General features: G+C 66.7%; 14 protein-coding genes. 7 read left to right on the top strand and 7 right to left on the bottom strand.

Annotated elements, in window-relative coordinates; translation table 11 throughout:
- The coding region (locus tag F816_RS0102625) for an integrase core domain-containing protein (RefSeq protein ID WP_019593420.1) at positions 1-314 on the top strand (314 nt) is incomplete at its 5' end.
- 369 nt (positions 315-683) lie between these two features.
- On the opposite strand, the gene F816_RS0102620 is transcribed toward F816_RS0102625, so the two are convergent.
- The 3 genes from F816_RS0102620 to mgtE (F816_RS0102610) form a co-directional block, all read right to left on the bottom strand.
- Complete coding sequence (locus F816_RS0102620) at positions 684-1,109, bottom strand: pilin (protein ID WP_019593419.1); 426 nt, start codon at positions 1,107-1,109, stop codon at positions 684-686.
- 535 nt (positions 1,110-1,644) lie between these two features.
- Positions 1,645-3,003 (bottom strand): magnesium transporter, encoded by a 1,359-nt coding sequence (gene mgtE / locus F816_RS0102615; RefSeq protein ID WP_019593418.1) that lies wholly within the window; start codon positions 3,001-3,003, stop codon positions 1,645-1,647.
- A gap of 10 nt (positions 3,004-3,013) precedes the next feature.
- A complete protein-coding gene (mgtE, locus tag F816_RS0102610; protein WP_019593417.1) occupies positions 3,014-4,372 on the bottom strand; it encodes a magnesium transporter in 1,359 nt (452 codons plus the stop codon).
- Between the two features lie 452 nt (positions 4,373-4,824).
- On the opposite strand from mgtE (F816_RS0102610), the gene F816_RS0102605 reads away from it, so the two are divergent.
- The 4 genes from F816_RS0102605 (at position 4,825) to F816_RS0102590 (ending at position 10,062) form a co-directional block, all read left to right on the top strand.
- The gene (locus tag F816_RS0102605; RefSeq protein WP_019593416.1) at positions 4,825-5,541 is read left to right on the top strand and encodes an ABC transporter ATP-binding protein; all 717 of its coding nucleotides are present in this window, start codon (positions 4,825-4,827) and stop codon (positions 5,539-5,541) included.
- Positions 5,538-8,096: an ABC transporter permease gene (locus F816_RS0102600; RefSeq protein ID WP_019593415.1), complete on the top strand. Its 2,559-nt coding sequence runs from the start codon at positions 5,538-5,540 to the stop codon at positions 8,094-8,096. Before F816_RS0102605 ends, F816_RS0102600 begins: the two co-directional genes overlap by 4 nt.
- Positions 8,097-8,206: 110 nt before the next feature.
- Positions 8,207-9,343: a lipocalin-like domain-containing protein gene (locus F816_RS0102595; protein WP_019593414.1), complete on the top strand. Its 1,137-nt coding sequence runs from the start codon at positions 8,207-8,209 to the stop codon at positions 9,341-9,343.
- A gap of 173 nt (positions 9,344-9,516) precedes the next feature.
- Positions 9,517-10,062: a transposase gene (locus F816_RS0102590; RefSeq protein WP_019593413.1), complete on the top strand. Its 546-nt coding sequence runs from the start codon at positions 9,517-9,519 to the stop codon at positions 10,060-10,062.
- A 202-nt stretch (positions 10,063-10,264) separates the two neighbouring features.
- Here the strand turns inward: F816_RS0102590 and F816_RS0102585 are convergent, their stop codons facing one another.
- Positions 10,265-10,465, bottom strand: a complete 201-nt coding sequence (locus tag F816_RS0102585) for a PA3496 family putative envelope integrity protein (RefSeq protein WP_019593412.1) — start codon at positions 10,463-10,465, stop codon at positions 10,265-10,267.
- A gap of 216 nt (positions 10,466-10,681) precedes the next feature.
- Between F816_RS0102585 and msrP the strand changes: the two genes are divergently transcribed.
- Together msrP and F816_RS0102575 are read left to right on the top strand one after the other, a co-directional pair.
- The gene (gene msrP / locus F816_RS0102580; protein WP_019593411.1) at positions 10,682-11,656 is read left to right on the top strand and encodes a protein-methionine-sulfoxide reductase catalytic subunit MsrP; all 975 of its coding nucleotides are present in this window, start codon (positions 10,682-10,684) and stop codon (positions 11,654-11,656) included.
- A 12-nt stretch (positions 11,657-11,668) separates the two neighbouring features.
- The gene (locus F816_RS0102575; protein ID WP_019593410.1) at positions 11,669-12,316 is read left to right on the top strand and encodes a sulfite oxidase heme-binding subunit YedZ; all 648 of its coding nucleotides are present in this window, start codon (positions 11,669-11,671) and stop codon (positions 12,314-12,316) included.
- Positions 12,317-12,573: 257 nt separating this feature from the next.
- On the opposite strand, the gene argF is transcribed toward F816_RS0102575, so the two are convergent.
- The 3 genes from argF to F816_RS0102560 form a co-directional block, all read right to left on the bottom strand.
- A complete protein-coding gene (argF, locus tag F816_RS0102570; RefSeq protein WP_019593409.1) occupies positions 12,574-13,503 on the bottom strand; it encodes an ornithine carbamoyltransferase in 930 nt (309 codons plus the stop codon).
- Positions 13,500-14,696 (bottom strand): acetylornithine transaminase, encoded by a 1,197-nt coding sequence (locus F816_RS0102565; RefSeq protein ID WP_019593408.1) that lies wholly within the window; start codon positions 14,694-14,696, stop codon positions 13,500-13,502. Before F816_RS0102565 ends, argF begins: the two co-directional genes overlap by 4 nt.
- A gap of 103 nt (positions 14,697-14,799) precedes the next feature.
- A complete protein-coding gene (locus tag F816_RS0102560; RefSeq protein ID WP_019593407.1) occupies positions 14,800-15,381 on the bottom strand; it encodes a superoxide dismutase in 582 nt (193 codons plus the stop codon).
- Positions 15,382-15,411 lie beyond the last annotated feature (30 nt).

Raw genomic sequence — 15,411 nt, 5'->3', positions numbered from 1 at the left:
ATCAGGGCTGCCAATACACCAGCGCCGCCTGGCAGCGGCTGCTGGCCCGGCACCAGATCCAGGCGAGCATGAGTCGCCGGGGCAACTGCTGGGACAATGCCGTTGTCGAGCGCTTCTTCCTGAGCCTCAAGACGGAACGCGTCTGGCAGCGCCGCTATGCAAACCACGGCGAGGCGCGGCGGGATATCGCGGACTACATCGTCCGGTTCTACAACACCGTTCGCATCCACTCGACGCTGGGCTACCTGCCTCCCAGCGTCTACGAGCAACCAACGGCAGCCACTCCACCTAACGCGGTGTCCGAAATCACTTGACCACCACATCGGGGCCCACTTTATCTGCCAAAGTGGGTGTCCCAGACGATTTCACCCGTGGACCTAATCCGGGGAAGTCGACACCTGTCCACAACGAAAAAGCCCCGACACGATGGCCGGGGCTCCGGTACTGCTTGGGTGTCCTTACCCGTAGCGGCGGCGGGTGTCCTTACCCTTTTCCGCCTTCGTGATGCTTATCGGCAATTTGCCGGAGCATGAGCGTCGACGCCAAAGGGAAAGTGGGTGTCCCGGGGTTTGCATGCCAGAGTTTTGTTCTGTCAACAAAGTGGGTGTCCCAGAGTTTTCAACCGAAAAAAGCCCCGGCACTAGGCCGGGGCTCAGGAGGGTGTCGATCTCCCTCAGTTATACCTACTGGAGCGTGTCTCGGCATGAGGCTGGGCGGAACTGTTCACCGATCGTGCCACCGCATTGCCAAGTTACTTGGTTGTTGGCATTGATCGTGGGGCGAAGTTGAATATTGCCGGTGGCACCAGCGCTCAGGCTTTGCGACGCGACGATAATATCGGTGCCATCCCAAGACAGGCTAGCTACGTAATCGGAGGTTTGGTTCTGGACCGCGTAGTCGTTCGGTGGCAATTGGCCTTCCGTGGATGCATATTCGGAGATGTCAGTTCGCGCGGCCGATGCGGCGAGAATGACCTCGGAAACCTGAGCCCGGGCTGTGTAATTCTGATAAGCCGGCAGCGCAATCGCAGCTAGAATCCCGATAATCGCCACAACGATCATCAGTTCGATCAGCGTGAAGCCCTTCTGGGCACTCTTCACTTTTTGCATGGTGGTTCTCCCTTGATGTCATAAAAGCTGGGCCGGAGGCCCGGCCACCCCGTGGGCAGCTGTCTGAGGAGATGCATTGGGCGTGCCAAGAGTGCGGGAATGCGTGAAAACGGCGCCCGGGCGCGGTGTGGTCTGTGGCATGGGTCACGCCCGCGCGCTTCCCGGGTGTGTCACGTGACAAAAATGGTCATGTGAAGTGACGCGGTTTGTCACCTTTGAGGATGGGGTGCCGTTGGTTGTCATGGCCGGGCGTCTTGATCTGGGGGTGTTCGAACGGGGGAGATTCCGGCTCTTCGCTGCGCTGCGGCCGGGATGACGGGAGGGCTGTGTTGCGGCCGGGATGTCGGGGGGGGCGCTGCGGCCTGGATGACGCGGAGGGGTGTTGGTGAGGTCGTGATTGCCGAGAGGCTCGGCTCCTACGCGTTCGGGGCAGTTCGTAGGGTGCGTTGAGCTTGGCGAAACGCACCGGGCGTTGGGGGTGGGGCGGGGTTGATGCGATTCGCTGCGCTCATCGCATCCTACGGGGGCTGGGGAGCTAGAGGCCGAGGATGGCGACGGCGGTGGCGAAGTAGATGGTGATGCCGACGACGTCGACGACGGAGGTGATCAGCGGGGCGCTGGCGACGGCGGGGTCGATGCCGAGGCGGGTGAGGGTGAACGGCAGCAGCAGGCCGAACAGGGAGCCGAACAGGACCACCAGGAACATACCGAGCGCGATGGCGTTGGCGACCTCGAGGCTGCCCAGCCAGTTGCCGGAGAGCCAGATGGCGCCGGCCAGGGTGGCGCCCAGCGCGGAGGCGACGAGGATCTCCTTGCCGCCGAGGCGCCACCAGTCCTCTGGCTTGATGTCGTTGGTGGCGAGCGAGCGCACGACCAGGGTGGAGGCCTGGGCGCCGGCGTTGCCGCCAGAGGCGATGACCATGGGCAGGAAGAAGATCAGGGCGACGACGGTTTCGATGGCGGCCTCGAAGTGGGCGATGGCCAGGCCGGAGAGGATGTTCACGGCGACCAGGATGACCAGCCAGCCGATGCGCTTGCGGTAGAGCAGCTGCATGCTGGCATCGCGCAGCGAGAGCACGACGTCGCCCACGGCGGCCATGCGGTGGAAGTCCTCGGTGGTCTCGGCGCGCAGCACGTCCATCACGTCGTCGACGGTGATGATGCCGAGCAGGTGGCCGTTGTCGTCGACCACCGGGAGGACGTCCAGATCGTAGTGGCTGATGCGGTGGGCGGCCTCTTCGCGGTCTTCCTCCGCACTGATGCTGACGACATCGGTGTTCATGCGCTCGCGCACGCTTGAAGTCGGGCGCGACAGCAGCAGCGCCTTCAGGCGCACCCAGCCGAGCAGTTCGCCGGTCGGCGTGACCACGAAGATGGTGTTGATGGTCTCGGCCAGGTCGCTCTGTTCGCGCAGGTGGTCCATGGCCTCGGCCACCGACCAGTCCGGCTGGACCGTGGCGAACTCGGGCGTCATCAGGCGCCCGGCGCTCTCCTCCGGGTAGCCGAGCAGGGTTTCCAGGGCTTCCTGGTCTTCGTCCGGGAGGGTCTCGAGCAGGGATTCGGCCTGTTCGTCCTCCAGCCCGTCGATCACCGAGACCGCGTCATCGTAGGACAGCGCCGCGACCAGGCGGCTGGCGTGCTCGTCCTCCAGCGCCTGAAACACGCGGGATTGGTGATCCGATTCCAGGTGGGCGTAGATGTCCGCCGTGCACTCGACATCCAGGCGCTGGAAGAAGGCCTCCATTTGCTCGGCCGGCAGGGTCTCCAGGGCGTCGGAGAGATCCGGCGCCGCGTGCTGGGCGCACAGGCTCTGCAGGGCCTCCGCAGTGGGCGCGGTCAGCGCGGTCTGCAGGGCCTGCGGCAGGGTGTCGAGATCCGGTTCGGTCGGGCTCATCCGGGAGGTCCTATGGGATTGCCAGGCCGAGCAGGGCCGTGGCCAACGTGAAGTAGATGAGGATACCGCCGATGTCGGCGAGCGAGGTGACCAGCGGTACGCTGGCAGTCGCCGGATCGAGGCGGAACTTGTTCAGGACCACCGGCAGCAGCATGCCGAGGATGCTGGCCACGGTAACGATGATGGTCATCGACAGCGCCACCAGTAGCGCGATCTCCGGCCCGCCGCGCCACAGCCCGACCAGCGAGACCGCAACACCCATGCTGAGCCCGAGGGTCAGGGATACGCCCATCTCTTTCGCCCACAGCCGGAGCCAGTCCCTGGCCGTGACCTCGCCGGTGGCCATGGCACGCACCATCAGCGTGGAGCTCTGCGCGCCGGCGTTACCGCCGGAGGCGATCAGCAGCGGCAGGAAGAACACCAGCACCACCACCGTCTCGATGATGTCCTCGTACTGGGAGATCATCAGCGCGCCGATGGTGTTGAAGGCGACCAGACCGAGCAGCCAGCCGATGCGCTTGCGATAGAGCAGGAACGGGCTGGCCTCCTGCGGGGACAGCGGCAGGGTGCCCACCGAGCCCAGCTTGTGGAAGTCCTCGGTGGACTCGGCCTCGATCAGGTCCATCACGTCGTCCACCGTGACCACCCCCAGCAGCTCGCCGATCTCGCCGACCACCGGCAGGCTCTCCAGGTCGTAGTGCTGGATGCGGCGCGCGGCCTCCACCGCGTGTTCGGAGACCGCGATGGTGATCGGGTCGGCTTCGCCCAGCAGGTCGCGCACCGGGCTGTCGGCGCTGGCGCGCAGGAAGTGGCGGATGGGTATGGCGGCCAGGAGCAAGCGGTCCTGATCGACCACGAAGATCACGTTGTTGGAGTGTTCGTCCGCGTTACGGCGGATGAAGGCCAGGGCGCGCTTGAGTGTCCAGTCCGGGTCGACCGCGACGACATCCGGCGACATCACGCGGCCGACCGAGTCCTCCGGGTAGTTAAGCTGTTTGAGCGCGCGGCGAATCGCGCGAAACGGCAGCAGGCGCAGGTAGCCGCGCAGGGTGTCCGGGTCCAGGGTCTGCAGCAGGGCGGTGAGGTCGTCCGCCTCCATCTCGGAGAGGATGAAGCGGGCGTCCTCGCGCGGCGAGGCCTCCAGCAGGCGGATCTGGTGCCCGGTGTCGAGGTAGGCAAAGACGTCCGCCTTGCGCCCGGGGGGCAGCAGGTTGAAGACGGCGATGAGGTCTTCCTCGCCCAGCTCCATCAGCGCGTGGGCGATATCCTGCACGCGCATGTAGTCGAGCAGTTCGTGGAGCCCGTCGCGGTCGTCCAGACGCAACAGCTCCTTCAGCTCGATGATGGACTGCTCGAGGTGAAGCTCCATGCCCTTCTCCCGGCGGCATCGGGGCAGCGCGCGGACTGTGCTCGGGCACAGGCCATCGCGGCGCCGCACGAATGCGGTGAATGGTGCAGGTTCGGGTCGGGCGGGGCCCGGCCGTTCCCGGCTCTTTGATCAAAGAGGCCTGACGGGAAGCGACCGGTTAGGGAACGGGCGCTTGCCGCTAGGCGCAGATAGATCGGCTGCGTGATCGGCGTGTCAAGGCGCGTTCCCGTGTGTGGAGATGCCGCTTATTCTAACGGATGCAGTGCCTCAATCAACCGCTTGTGTGGCATTTTGAAACATTCATCTACTCTTCATGGTCTGTGATGGGCTGGAACGTGTGGGGCGTTCGGTGAGCGCTGTTCGCCTGCGAGCAGGCTCCTACGGTGGGCTTTCCCTGCCGTGTAGGAGCCTGCTCGCAGGCGAAGATTTGTGTGATTGAAAAGGTGTCTGCGATGGAGCGACAAGGCTCGGTAGAAGGCGTGGTGCTGTCTCTGACCGATGTGGCGTTTGCCTACCCCGGCGAGGGCGAGGTGCTGCACGGCGTGGACTTCGAGCTGGCCCCCGGCGAGCGCGTGGCGATCGTGGGCGAGAGCGGGAGTGGCAAGTCCACCCTGCTGCATCTGGCGGCCGGGCTGGAGGCGGCGGATCGCGGCGAGGTGCATCTGGCGGGCGAGGCGCTCGCGGGGCTGGACGAGGCGACGCGGACGCGGCTGCGGCGGGTCCGCGTGGGGGTCGTGTTCCAGTCGTTCCATCTGATTCCGACGCTGACGGTGCTGGAGAACGTGATGCTGCCGCTGGAACTGGCAACGGGGGACGCTGCGGCCGCCCGCCGCGAGCGTGCCGGACGCCAGCTGACGGCGGTAGGGCTGGGGGACAAGGGTGACCGGTATCCGGAGGCGCTGTCGGGCGGCGAGCAGCAGCGGGTCGCGATCGCGCGGGCGCTGGTGCACCAGCCGGCGCTGATCCTCGCCGACGAACCGACCGGCAATCTCGACTCGCGCACCGGCGAGACGGTGTTCGGGCTGCTGTTGGAGCAAGTGCGGGCGACCGGGTGTTCCTTGTTGTTGGTGACCCACAGCAATGAACTGGCGGGGCGACTGGATCGGGTGCTGACGATGCGCGACGGGGTCCTTCAGCCTCCGGAATCGGTGGAGGGGTTGCCGGCGTGAGTGGTCTCGTTCTGCGTGCGTGGCTGCGCGACTGGCGTCGGCGGCCGCTGCAACGGGTGCTGACGCTGGTCGGTGTGATCATCGGCGTGGCGGTGGTGCTGGCGGTGGATCTGGCGAACCAGTCCGCCCAGCGGGCCTTCGACCGTTCGATGGACGAGGTGGCCGGGGCCGCTACGCACCAGGTGCTGGGGCCGGCGAGCGGCTTCGACGAGGCCTTTTACCGCGAGCTGCGCATGGCCGGGTGGCGGGATACGGCCCCGATCGTGGAGGGCCCGGCGCGACTGCCGGATGGGACGACGATCTACGTGCTGGGCGTCGATCCGCTGGCTGAGGGGCCGTTTCGTGGGACGGCCTCGGATATCGGCGATGCCCCAGTGCAGCGCCTGGTGACCGAGCCGGGGACCATCCTGCCGCCCGCGGGCTGGTTCCGCGCGAGCGGGGAGGCGCATGGGGCTCGATTGGCGCTGGACGCGGCCGGGGGCGAGCGCGAGATCACGCTGATCGACCGTGCCGCCGAACGGGACGAGGGCTCGAGTGATGATGCGGGGGATGGCGCGTCTGATGATGCAGGCGCTGCGCTCTGGGTGACGGATATCGCCACGGCGCAGGTATTGCTCGACCGGCTGGGGCGCCTGGACCGGATCGACGTGCGGCTGGCGGATGACGCGGTCGAGGCCCTGGCCGACGTATTGCCTGGGGAACTGGAACTGGTGGCGGTCGAGAGCCGCGGGCAGGCCGCGCGCCAGCTGGCGCAGGCGTTCCGCATCAACCTCACCGCGATGAGCCTGCTGGCGCTGTTGATCGCGGCGTTTCTGATCTACAACACGCAGACCTTTGCGGTACTGCGCCGGCGCGAGGTGATTGCCAGTCTGCGCCTGGTCGGTGTCGGGCGCCGGGCGATCTTCGGTGTGGTGCTGCTGGAGGCCCTGCTGGTCGGCGTGATCGGCACGCTGCTGGGTGCGCTGCTGGGGGTGGCCCTGGCGCAGGTGCTGGTCGCGCAGGTCGCGCAGACGGTGACGGATCACTTCTTCGCGGTGGCGGTGACCGGGGTAACACCGCGGCCGCTGGCGCTGGCCGCGGTGCTCCTGCTGGGCGTGGGGCTGTCGCTGGCGGCCGCACTGGCCCCGGCCTGGGAGGCGGCGCGGGTGGCCAGCCCGGCCGGCACCGGGCGCGGGGGGTTGGAACGGCGTGCCCGTGGCTGGGCCGCGTGGCTGGCGCTGGCGTCTATCGTTCTGTTGCTGGCGGGCGTCGGGTTGATCATGACCGGTGCCGGGGCGCTGGTGGGCGGGTTTGTCGCACTGTTCCTGCTGATTGCAGGGTTTGTGTTGCTGCTGCCCTGGGTGCTGGCGTGGACGCTGCGCGGCCTGGCCGTGCTGGTGCGCGGGGCGGCCCTGCCGCGCATTGCGGTCCGCAGCCTGGAGCGCAGCCTGTCGCGCAGCGCGCCCGCCACCTCGGCGCTGACCCTGGCGCTGGCGGCGGCCATCGGCGTGGCGGTGATGGTGGGGAGCTTTCGCGGCAGCGTGGAGCAGTGGCTGGGGCAGGCACTGACCTCGGACCTGTACGTAGTGCCGGCGGCCCCGGCCTCGGCGCGCGGTGGGGCGCGCCTGCCCGAGGACTGGACGGCCGACTTGGTGGCCCGGTCGGGTGCCGTATCGGTCAGTTCCGGCACCAGCCAGGAGGTCGTCAGTGACCGGGGGCTGGTGGACCTGTACGTGGTGCGTCCGCATGCCGACTGGCTGGACTACCTGCCGTTGCTGGAGGCGGCCGTGCCCCGCGAGGCGTTGGGGACGCGGCTGGCCGCGGACGATGCTGTGCTGGTGACCGAGCCGTTTGCGGCGCATCACGATGTCGGCGTGGGGGATCGGCTTTCGCTGGCCGCGGCCGGGGGGCGGCGGGCATTCGAGATCCTCGGGATCTATCGCGACTACGGGAACCCGCAGGGTACGGTGCTGATGACGCAGGCGGCGTTCGCGCGTGGGGGCTTGCCCGCGGACGGGGTGGGCTCGTTCGGGCTGCGCCTGCCGGATGGGGCCGACGCCGAGCAGGCGGTGGGGCACCTGGAGGCGTGGCTGGCGGAGCAGGAGCGCGCGGCGCTGGTGACGCGGCCGGGGGATATCGAGCAGGAGTCGATGGCGATCTTCGACCGGACCTTTGCGATCACGCATCTGCTGCGGGTGATCACGCTGGTGGTCGCGTTCATCGCGATCCTGGGGGCATTGATCGCGTTGCAGATGGAGCGGGCCCGCGAGTTCGCCACGCTGCGCAGTCTCGGGCTGTTGCCGGGCGGCGTGCGCGGGCTGGTGGTGCTGCAGGGCGGTGTGCTCGGGGTGTTCGCCGCCCTGGCGGCGATCCCGCTGGGGCTGGGGATGGGCTGGCTGCTGATCGAGGTGATCAATCGCGAGGCCTTTGGCTGGGGCATGGACCTGCGTCTGCCCTGGGTCGAGGTCGGGGAGACCGTGCTGCTGGGGGTGGGGGCTGCGCTGCTGGCGTCGGTGATCCCGGCCTGGCGCATGGCGCGCATGCGCCTGGTTCCGGCGCTTAGGGAGGTGCCGTAATGTGGTGGTTTGGTTTTGTAGGAGCGGGCTTGCCCGCGAATGGCTCGCGCCAGAATCCAGCGCGGGCAGGGGCTTCGCGGGCAGGCCCGCTCCCACAGGGGCTTCTGGTCGTGTTGTTGGTGGGGTTACTGGCCGCATGCGGGGGTGCGGAGCCGCCGGAACGGGCCGATGCGGAGGTGACTGGCCTGCGGGTGAGTGAGGCCTTGGGGGGCGAGGACACCACGGGCTTCCGCCGGGCCGATGTGCCACGGGCGTTCGAGTTTCCGCGCGATCATGGGCCGCACCCGGGGTTTCGCAACGAGTGGTGGTACCTGACGGGGAATCTGGACGGGCCCGAAGGCGAGCGTTTCGGGTTTCACGTGACGTTCTTCCGCGTGGGGCTGGCGCCGGGGCTCGCCGGGGATCGGGTCTGGCACGAGTCCGCCTGGGCCAGCCCTGATCTGTGGATGGTGCATACCGCGGTGCTGGATCGTGACGCGGGGTTTCACGCATCCGAGGAGCGGTTCGTGCGCGATGGCGGCGGGCTGGCCGGGGCGACCAAGCCGGTAGGGCGGGTCTGGGCCGAGGATTGGGAGCTGGCCGGGTTGGACCGGGATCGCTGGACGCTGCGCTTTACCGTGGAGGACTACGTGCTGTCCCTGGAGCTGGAGCCTGCGCGCGAGCCGGTCCTGCAGGGCGAGGCCGGCCTGAGCCAGAAGGGGCCGGAGCCGGGCGACGCCTCGTATTACTACTCGATGCCGCGTATCGCGGTGGCCGGCGAGGTGCGCCGTGCCTCGGGGGCGGCGCTGGACGTGACCGGGCAGGCGTGGATGGACCGCGAATGGAGCACCAGCGCGCTGGCGGAGGATCAGGCGGGCTGGGACTGGTTTGCGCTGCAGATGGATGACGGGCTGGACGTGATGTATTACCAGCTGCGGCGCCCGGATGGCACGCCGCACGAGCAGTCCAAAGGGCGCTGGATGCCGGCGGCTGCCGGGGATGCCCTGTTGCAGCCGGAGCATGTGCGCCTGGAACCGACCCGGTTCGCCACCCAGCCGTCCGGAAACCGCTATCCGGTGGAATGGTCCATGCGCATCGAGCCACCCGACGGTGGGCCTGTGCGCGAGTGGACCGTGGTGGCGGTGCGCGACGAGCAGGAGATGGACACGGTGGTCCGTTATTGGGAAGGGGCCGTGGATATCCTCGACGCGGATGGCGAGCCGGTCGGCCGGGGCTTCGTGGAGTTGACGGGGTACGAGGACGGGTGAAGGCCTTGGCTTGGGGGTGCCTCTGCCCGCGGCGTTGATGCGATTCGCTTTGCTCATCACATCCTACAAGGGCTGGTAGAACTCTCGTAGGATGTGATGAGCAAAGCGAATCGCATCGCGTCGGAGCAGCACAAACATCGGTTCGAACCAATCCCAGGGAAGGGAGGCGACGGATGACGGATTATCGCCGTGTGCGCGTGCCGGGTGGCACGTATTTTTTCACTGTGAATGCGGCCGTTCGGGTAGGAAACACCCTATTTACGGATCACATTGACGCGTTGAGAGACGCGTTTCGCCAGGTGCGGCATCGTCATCCGTTCGTGATCGACGCGATGGTGGTGTTGCCCGAGCATCTCCATTGTATCTGGCGCCTGCCGGACGATGATGCCGACTTCAGCCGCCGATGGCGGTTGATCAAGGCGCGGTTCTCGCGGTTGGTGTGTGCTGGCGAAGCGCGCACGCGCAGCCGGGCAAGACGCGGTGAGCGTGGGCTCTGGCAGCGTCGGTTCTGGGAGCATTGTATTCGGGACGAGGACGACTGGGCTCGGCATGTTGATTACATCCATTACAACCCGGTCAAGCATGGTTGGGTCCGGTACGTCGCTGAGTGGCCGTATTCGAGTTTTCATCGGTTCGTGCGGGCGGGTGTGTATCCGTTGGATTGGGGCGGGGCGCCAGAAGGTGAGGATTGGCCCACGGGGGAGCCAGGGAGGGATTGAGGGGCCAGGCTGATGTTGGTATTTGATGCTGGATTGTGGGAGACGCCTTGGACGATTGGCGCGTCTGAGTGATGCGATTCGCGGGGCTCATCGCATCCTACGAGGGGAGAAATGGGTTCGTAGGATGTGATGAGCGAAGCGAATCGCATCGATGATGTGGGGCGTTTCGGAAACGGGGTGGCGATGCGTGCCACCCCGGGGACTACCACTCCAGGGCTTCGTGGGCGGGGGCCAGGTCGAAGTCGTCCTCGAGGTGGGCGCGCAGGGCGCGTTCTTCCATCAGGCGTTCCAGGGTGCGGCGAGCGGCGTGGCGGGCCGGGCCGCGGTCATTGACGAGCTGGTTGTCGAACAGACTGGCGATTTCGTCGGCACCATCGGCCACGTCGTCGATCGTCGGATCCATTGTCGGGTCTCCTGACAAGCCGGCCGGGCCACCCCGGACTGCGGTATCAGAAAAGCCTTATATATCGTTCCCGGCGCTGTGCAAGCAGAAAATTCTTATTGTTCGGCGGATTGTCTTATGGGCATGGCGCGTCGAACTCAAGGCGCTGCTTCTGGTCCATCGTGCACGAGTGACAGCGCTTCTCACTGTCATCCCAACCAGTCGCGAGGGCAGGCCATGCTGATCCGCACCCGACGTCGTTCCGAGTGTTCCCATAGCGAGATCACCCCGCCGGAGGTCTACGCGCGGCGGCGCGAGTTCCTGCGCGCCGGGGTCGGGTTGGGCGCCGGTCTTGCCCTCGGGGGGCTGGGCATGGCGCTGCCAGCATCGGCCGCGTTGCGCGGCTACCCGCTCGAGTTCGAGGGCAGCGACTTTTCCACGGACGAGTCGAAGACCGCGTATGACGAGATCACCAGCTACAACAATTTCTTCGAGATGGGGCCGGGCAAGGGCGACCCCAAGACCTATGCCGACCAGCTGAAGACCGACCCCTGGACCATCACGGTGGACGGTCTGTGCGAGAACCCCGGCGAGTATGCGGTCGAGGATTTCATCAGCCCCTGGTCACTGGAGGAGCGGATTTATCGCATGCGCTGTGTCGAGGGCTGGTCCATGGTGATCCCGTGGATCGGCTTCGAGCTGAATCGCATCATCGAAAAGGCACAGCCGCGCGGCGGTGCCCGCTATGTCGCCTTCGAGAGCATCTACGATCCGGACAACCTGCGCGGCCAGCGCCGCCGCCGCGGCAGTAGTGGCGGGCTCGAGTGGCCCTATACCGAGGGGCTGCGCCTGGACGAGGCGATGCATCCGCTGACGATTCTGGCCGTGGGGTTGTACGACGAAGTGCTGCCGAATCAGAACGGGGCGCCGATCCGCCTGGTGGTGCCGTGGAAGTACGGCTTCAAGAGCATCAAGTCGATCCAGCACATCCGTTTTGTCGAGGACCAGCCGCCGACCCTGTGGAATCAGGCGCAGTCCGACGAGTACGGTTTCTACAGCAACGTGAATCCGGACGTGGACCATCCGCGCTGGTCACAGCGCACCGAGCGCCGGATCGGCGAGTTCCGTCGCCGGCGCACGGAGATGTTCAACGGCTATGCCGATGAAGTCGCCTCGCTGTACGAGGGGATGGACCTGACGCGGTATATCTGAAGCGGTGACGGCATGACGGCCTCAACGCGTCGGGCGCGCGCCCGGCCACCGCGTGGCGTCTGGTGGGCGGTGCTTCTGGCCTCGCTGGTCCCGGCGGCCTGGATCGGCCTGCGTACGCTGGGCTGGTTCGACGGGCTGGGGGTGAACCCGATCGAGAAGCTGCTGGAACTCTCCGGCACCCACGCGATGATTGCGCTACTGATCGCGCTGGCGGTTACACCGCTGCGACAGATGACGGGGCTGGCGTGGATCGTGCGGCTGCGGCGGATGCTGGGGCTGGTGGCGTTCGGCTACGTGACCGCGCACGCCCTGATCTGGCTAGGGGTGGACCTGTTCTTTGACTGGGAACTGGTGCTCTACGACCTGACCGAGCGCCCGTTCGTGATGGTCGGCTTCGCCGCCTGGCTGATCCTGCTGGCGTTGACGCTGACCTCGACCGACGGCGCCCAGCGCTGGCTCAAGAAGAAATGGGTCTGGCTGCATCGCGGGGTGTATCTGGCCGGGGTGCTGGCGGTGCTGCACTTCCTGTGGCTGGCCCGGGCCGACTATGCCGAGGTCGCGTTATACGCGGCCATCCTCGCCTTCCTGCTCGGCTGGCGCGTGTTCTATCGGCAACTGGTCAAACGCCGTATCCACGCCCGCCGCCGCGCCCCCGCCTGACGGTCCAGGTCAGGCAGGGACGTTTCCACCACGCAGGGTACAGAGGACACGGAGCAGACCCAACGCAGAAGGGTAGGATGTGATGAGCGCAGCGAATCGCATCATGTCGAGGTCCGGGGTTTCCTAGGCTGATGCGTTTCGCTGCGCTCAACACATCCTACTCGCTACTCGCTGCGGATGGCTCTCCATGCCGCCCTGCGCGCAGTCCACACAACCCCTTTCCTGTCTTCCAATCTTCCTGTTAACGCTTTTCGCCTTTAAGACGGCAGGTGGTTGGCGTTGAGGGTGATCAGGAATTCGAGCAGGGCCTTCTGGGCGTGCAGGCGGTTTTCGGCCTCGTCCCAGACGACGCTTTGCGGGCCTTCCAGGACATCGGTGGAGACCTCTTCCTCGCGGTGCGCCGGGAGGCAGTGCATGAACAGGGCGTCGTCGTTGGCGAGCCGCATCAGGTCGGCATCCACGAAGAAGCCGGAGAAGGCCCGGCGCCGCGCGCTCTTTTCCTGCTCCTGGCCCATGCTCGCCCAGACGTCGGTGACGACCAGATCCGCACCCTCGGCCGCGGCACGCGCGTCGCGCGTCAGCTCGAAGTGTTCCTGCGTGGTCTCGACCACGCTGGGCTCCGGGTCGTAGCCTTCCGGGCAGGCGGCGACCAGCTGGAAGTCCAGCTGGCGGGCGGCGTACATGTAGCTGTGGCACATGTTGTTGCCGTCGCCGATCCAGGCCACTCGCTTGCCGCGGATGTCGCCGCGGTGCTCGACGTAGGTCTGCAGGTCGGCGAGGAGCTGCGCCGGGTGCTCCAGATCGGTCAGGCCGTTGATCACCGGGACCGAGGAGTGCTTGGCGAACAGTTCAATCTTCTCGTGCTCGTAGGTGCGGATCATCACGCAGTCGACCATGCGCGAGAGTACGCGGGCGGTGTCTTCGATTGGTTCGCCGCGGCCCAGCTGGGTGTCGCGCGGGGACAGGAACAGGGCGTTGCCGCCCAGCTGCTGCATGCCCACCTCGAACGACACCCGGGTGCGGGTGGAGGACTTCTCGAAGATCATGCCCAGGGTCTTGCCGCGCAGCAGGTCGTCGTGGTGTCCGCCCGACTTCAGCTGTTGCTTGAGTTCGATCGCCCGTTGCAGCAGGGCACGGGTTTCCTCCCCGGAGAGATCGAGGAACGAGAGGTAATGGCGAGGGTTCATGCAGAGACCTCCTTGGGGACAGAGGATGACAGGAAGGCATCCACCAGGTCGGCTACGGTGGCAGCGATCTGTTCCACCTGTTCATCGTCGATGATCAGCGGCGGCAGCAGGCGGATCACGCGGTCCGCCGTCACGTTCAGGATCAGGCCGCGTTCCAGGGCGGCCATCACCAGCTCGCCCGCCGGGCGGTCCAGCTCGACGCCGATCATCAGGCCGCGGCCGCGCACGGCGACCACGCCCGGGTGGTCGCTCAGGCGGTCGCGCAGGCGACCCAGCAGGAATTCGCCCTGGCGGGCGGCCTGTTCGCACAGGGCCTCTTCCTGCATCACGTCGAGCACGGCCAGCGCCGCCCGGCATACCAGCGGATTGCCGCCGAAGGTGGTGCCGTGCATGCCGGGACTGAACAGCTCGCGCGCCGCACCGGCCACCAGGTTGGCGCCAATGGGGATGCCGTTGCCGAGACCCTTGGCCAGGCTGACCACGTCCGGCGTGATGCCCTCGTGCTGGAAGGCGAACCAGTATCCGGTGCGCCCGATGCCCGCCTGGATCTCGTCCAGCATGAGCAGCCAGGCCTTGCGGTCGGCCAGCTCGCGCAGGCGCCGCAGGTAGCCAGGGGGCGGGACATGGATCCCGCCTTCGCCGGTGACCGGCTCGACCAGGATGGCGACCACGTCGGGGTCTTCGGCCAGGGCCTCCACCGCATCGAAGTCGCCGTGCGGGACATGCACGAAGCCCGAGACCAGCGGTTCGAACCCGGCCCGCACCTTGGGATTTCCGGTGGCGGACAGCGTGGCCAGGGTGCGGCCGTGGAAGCTGCCCTCCATCACCACGATCTTGGGCTCGGCGATGCCCCGGGCGCGGCCGTGCAGGCGGGCGAGCTTGATCGCCGCTTCGTTGGCCTCGGCTCCGGAGTTGCAGAAGAACGCGCGGTCCATGCCGGCCAGCTTGCACAGACGCCGGGCCAGCTGTTCCTGCAGCGGGATGCGGTACAGGTTGGAGGTATGCACCAGCGTGCCGGCCTGGTCGCAGATGGCCTGTGCCACCTTGGGGTGGGCATGTCCGAGACCGCACACGGCAATGCCGGACAGGGCATCCAGATAGCGCTTGCCGTCGGTGTCCCACAGCCAGGCACCTTCGCCGCGTTCAAAGGCGACGGGCAGGCGCTTGTAGGTGTTCTGCAGGGCGTCGTTCATTGGGTTCTCCGAAACCAAAGAGCCGGCGGAGGACCGCCGGCTCGATGAAAGGCGCAGCCGCATCATGCGGCCAAAGGCGCCTAGTATATAAACCCTTTGGGGTTTACTTCATCTGCTGGGCAGCAAAGTCCCAGTTGACCACGGCCCAGAAGTTCTCGAGGTACTTCGGGCGCGCGTTGCGATAGTCGATGTAGTAGGCGTGTTCCCAGACATCGCAGGTCAGCAGCGGGGTCTTGCCGTCGCGCAACGGGTTGGCGGCGTTGGAGGTGTTGACGATCTCCACCGAGCCATCACTGTTCTGCACCAGCCAGGTCCAGCCGGAACCGAAGTTGCCGACGGCGGATTCGTTGAATTTCTCCTTGAAGGCATCGAACGAACCGAAGGCGCTGTTGATCGCGTCCGCGAGCTTGCCGGAAGGTTCGCCGCCGGCGTTCGGGGCCATGCAGTTGAAGTAGAAGGTGTGGTTCCAGACCTGGGCGCCGTTGTTGAAGATGCCGCCGGCCGGGGCCTTCTTGATGATGTCTTCCAGCGAGGCGCTTTCAAACTCGGAACCCGGCAGAAGGCCGTTCAGCTTGGTCACGTAGGTCGCGTGGTGCTTGTCGTGATGATATTCCAGCGTCTCGGCGGAGATGTGCGGCTCCAGCGCGTTCTTGGCGTAGGGCAGATCGGGCAGTTCGTAGGCCATGAAAGACTCCTTGTACGGTGTCGTGAGAAA

It is taken from the genome of Thioalkalivibrio sp. ALM2T, assembly GCF_000381505.1.
GTDB lineage: Bacteria > Pseudomonadota > Gammaproteobacteria > Ectothiorhodospirales > Ectothiorhodospiraceae > Thioalkalivibrio > Thioalkalivibrio versutus.
Note: the sequence above shows the minus strand (reverse complement) of the source record. Positions and strands in the feature narration are given on the sequence as shown.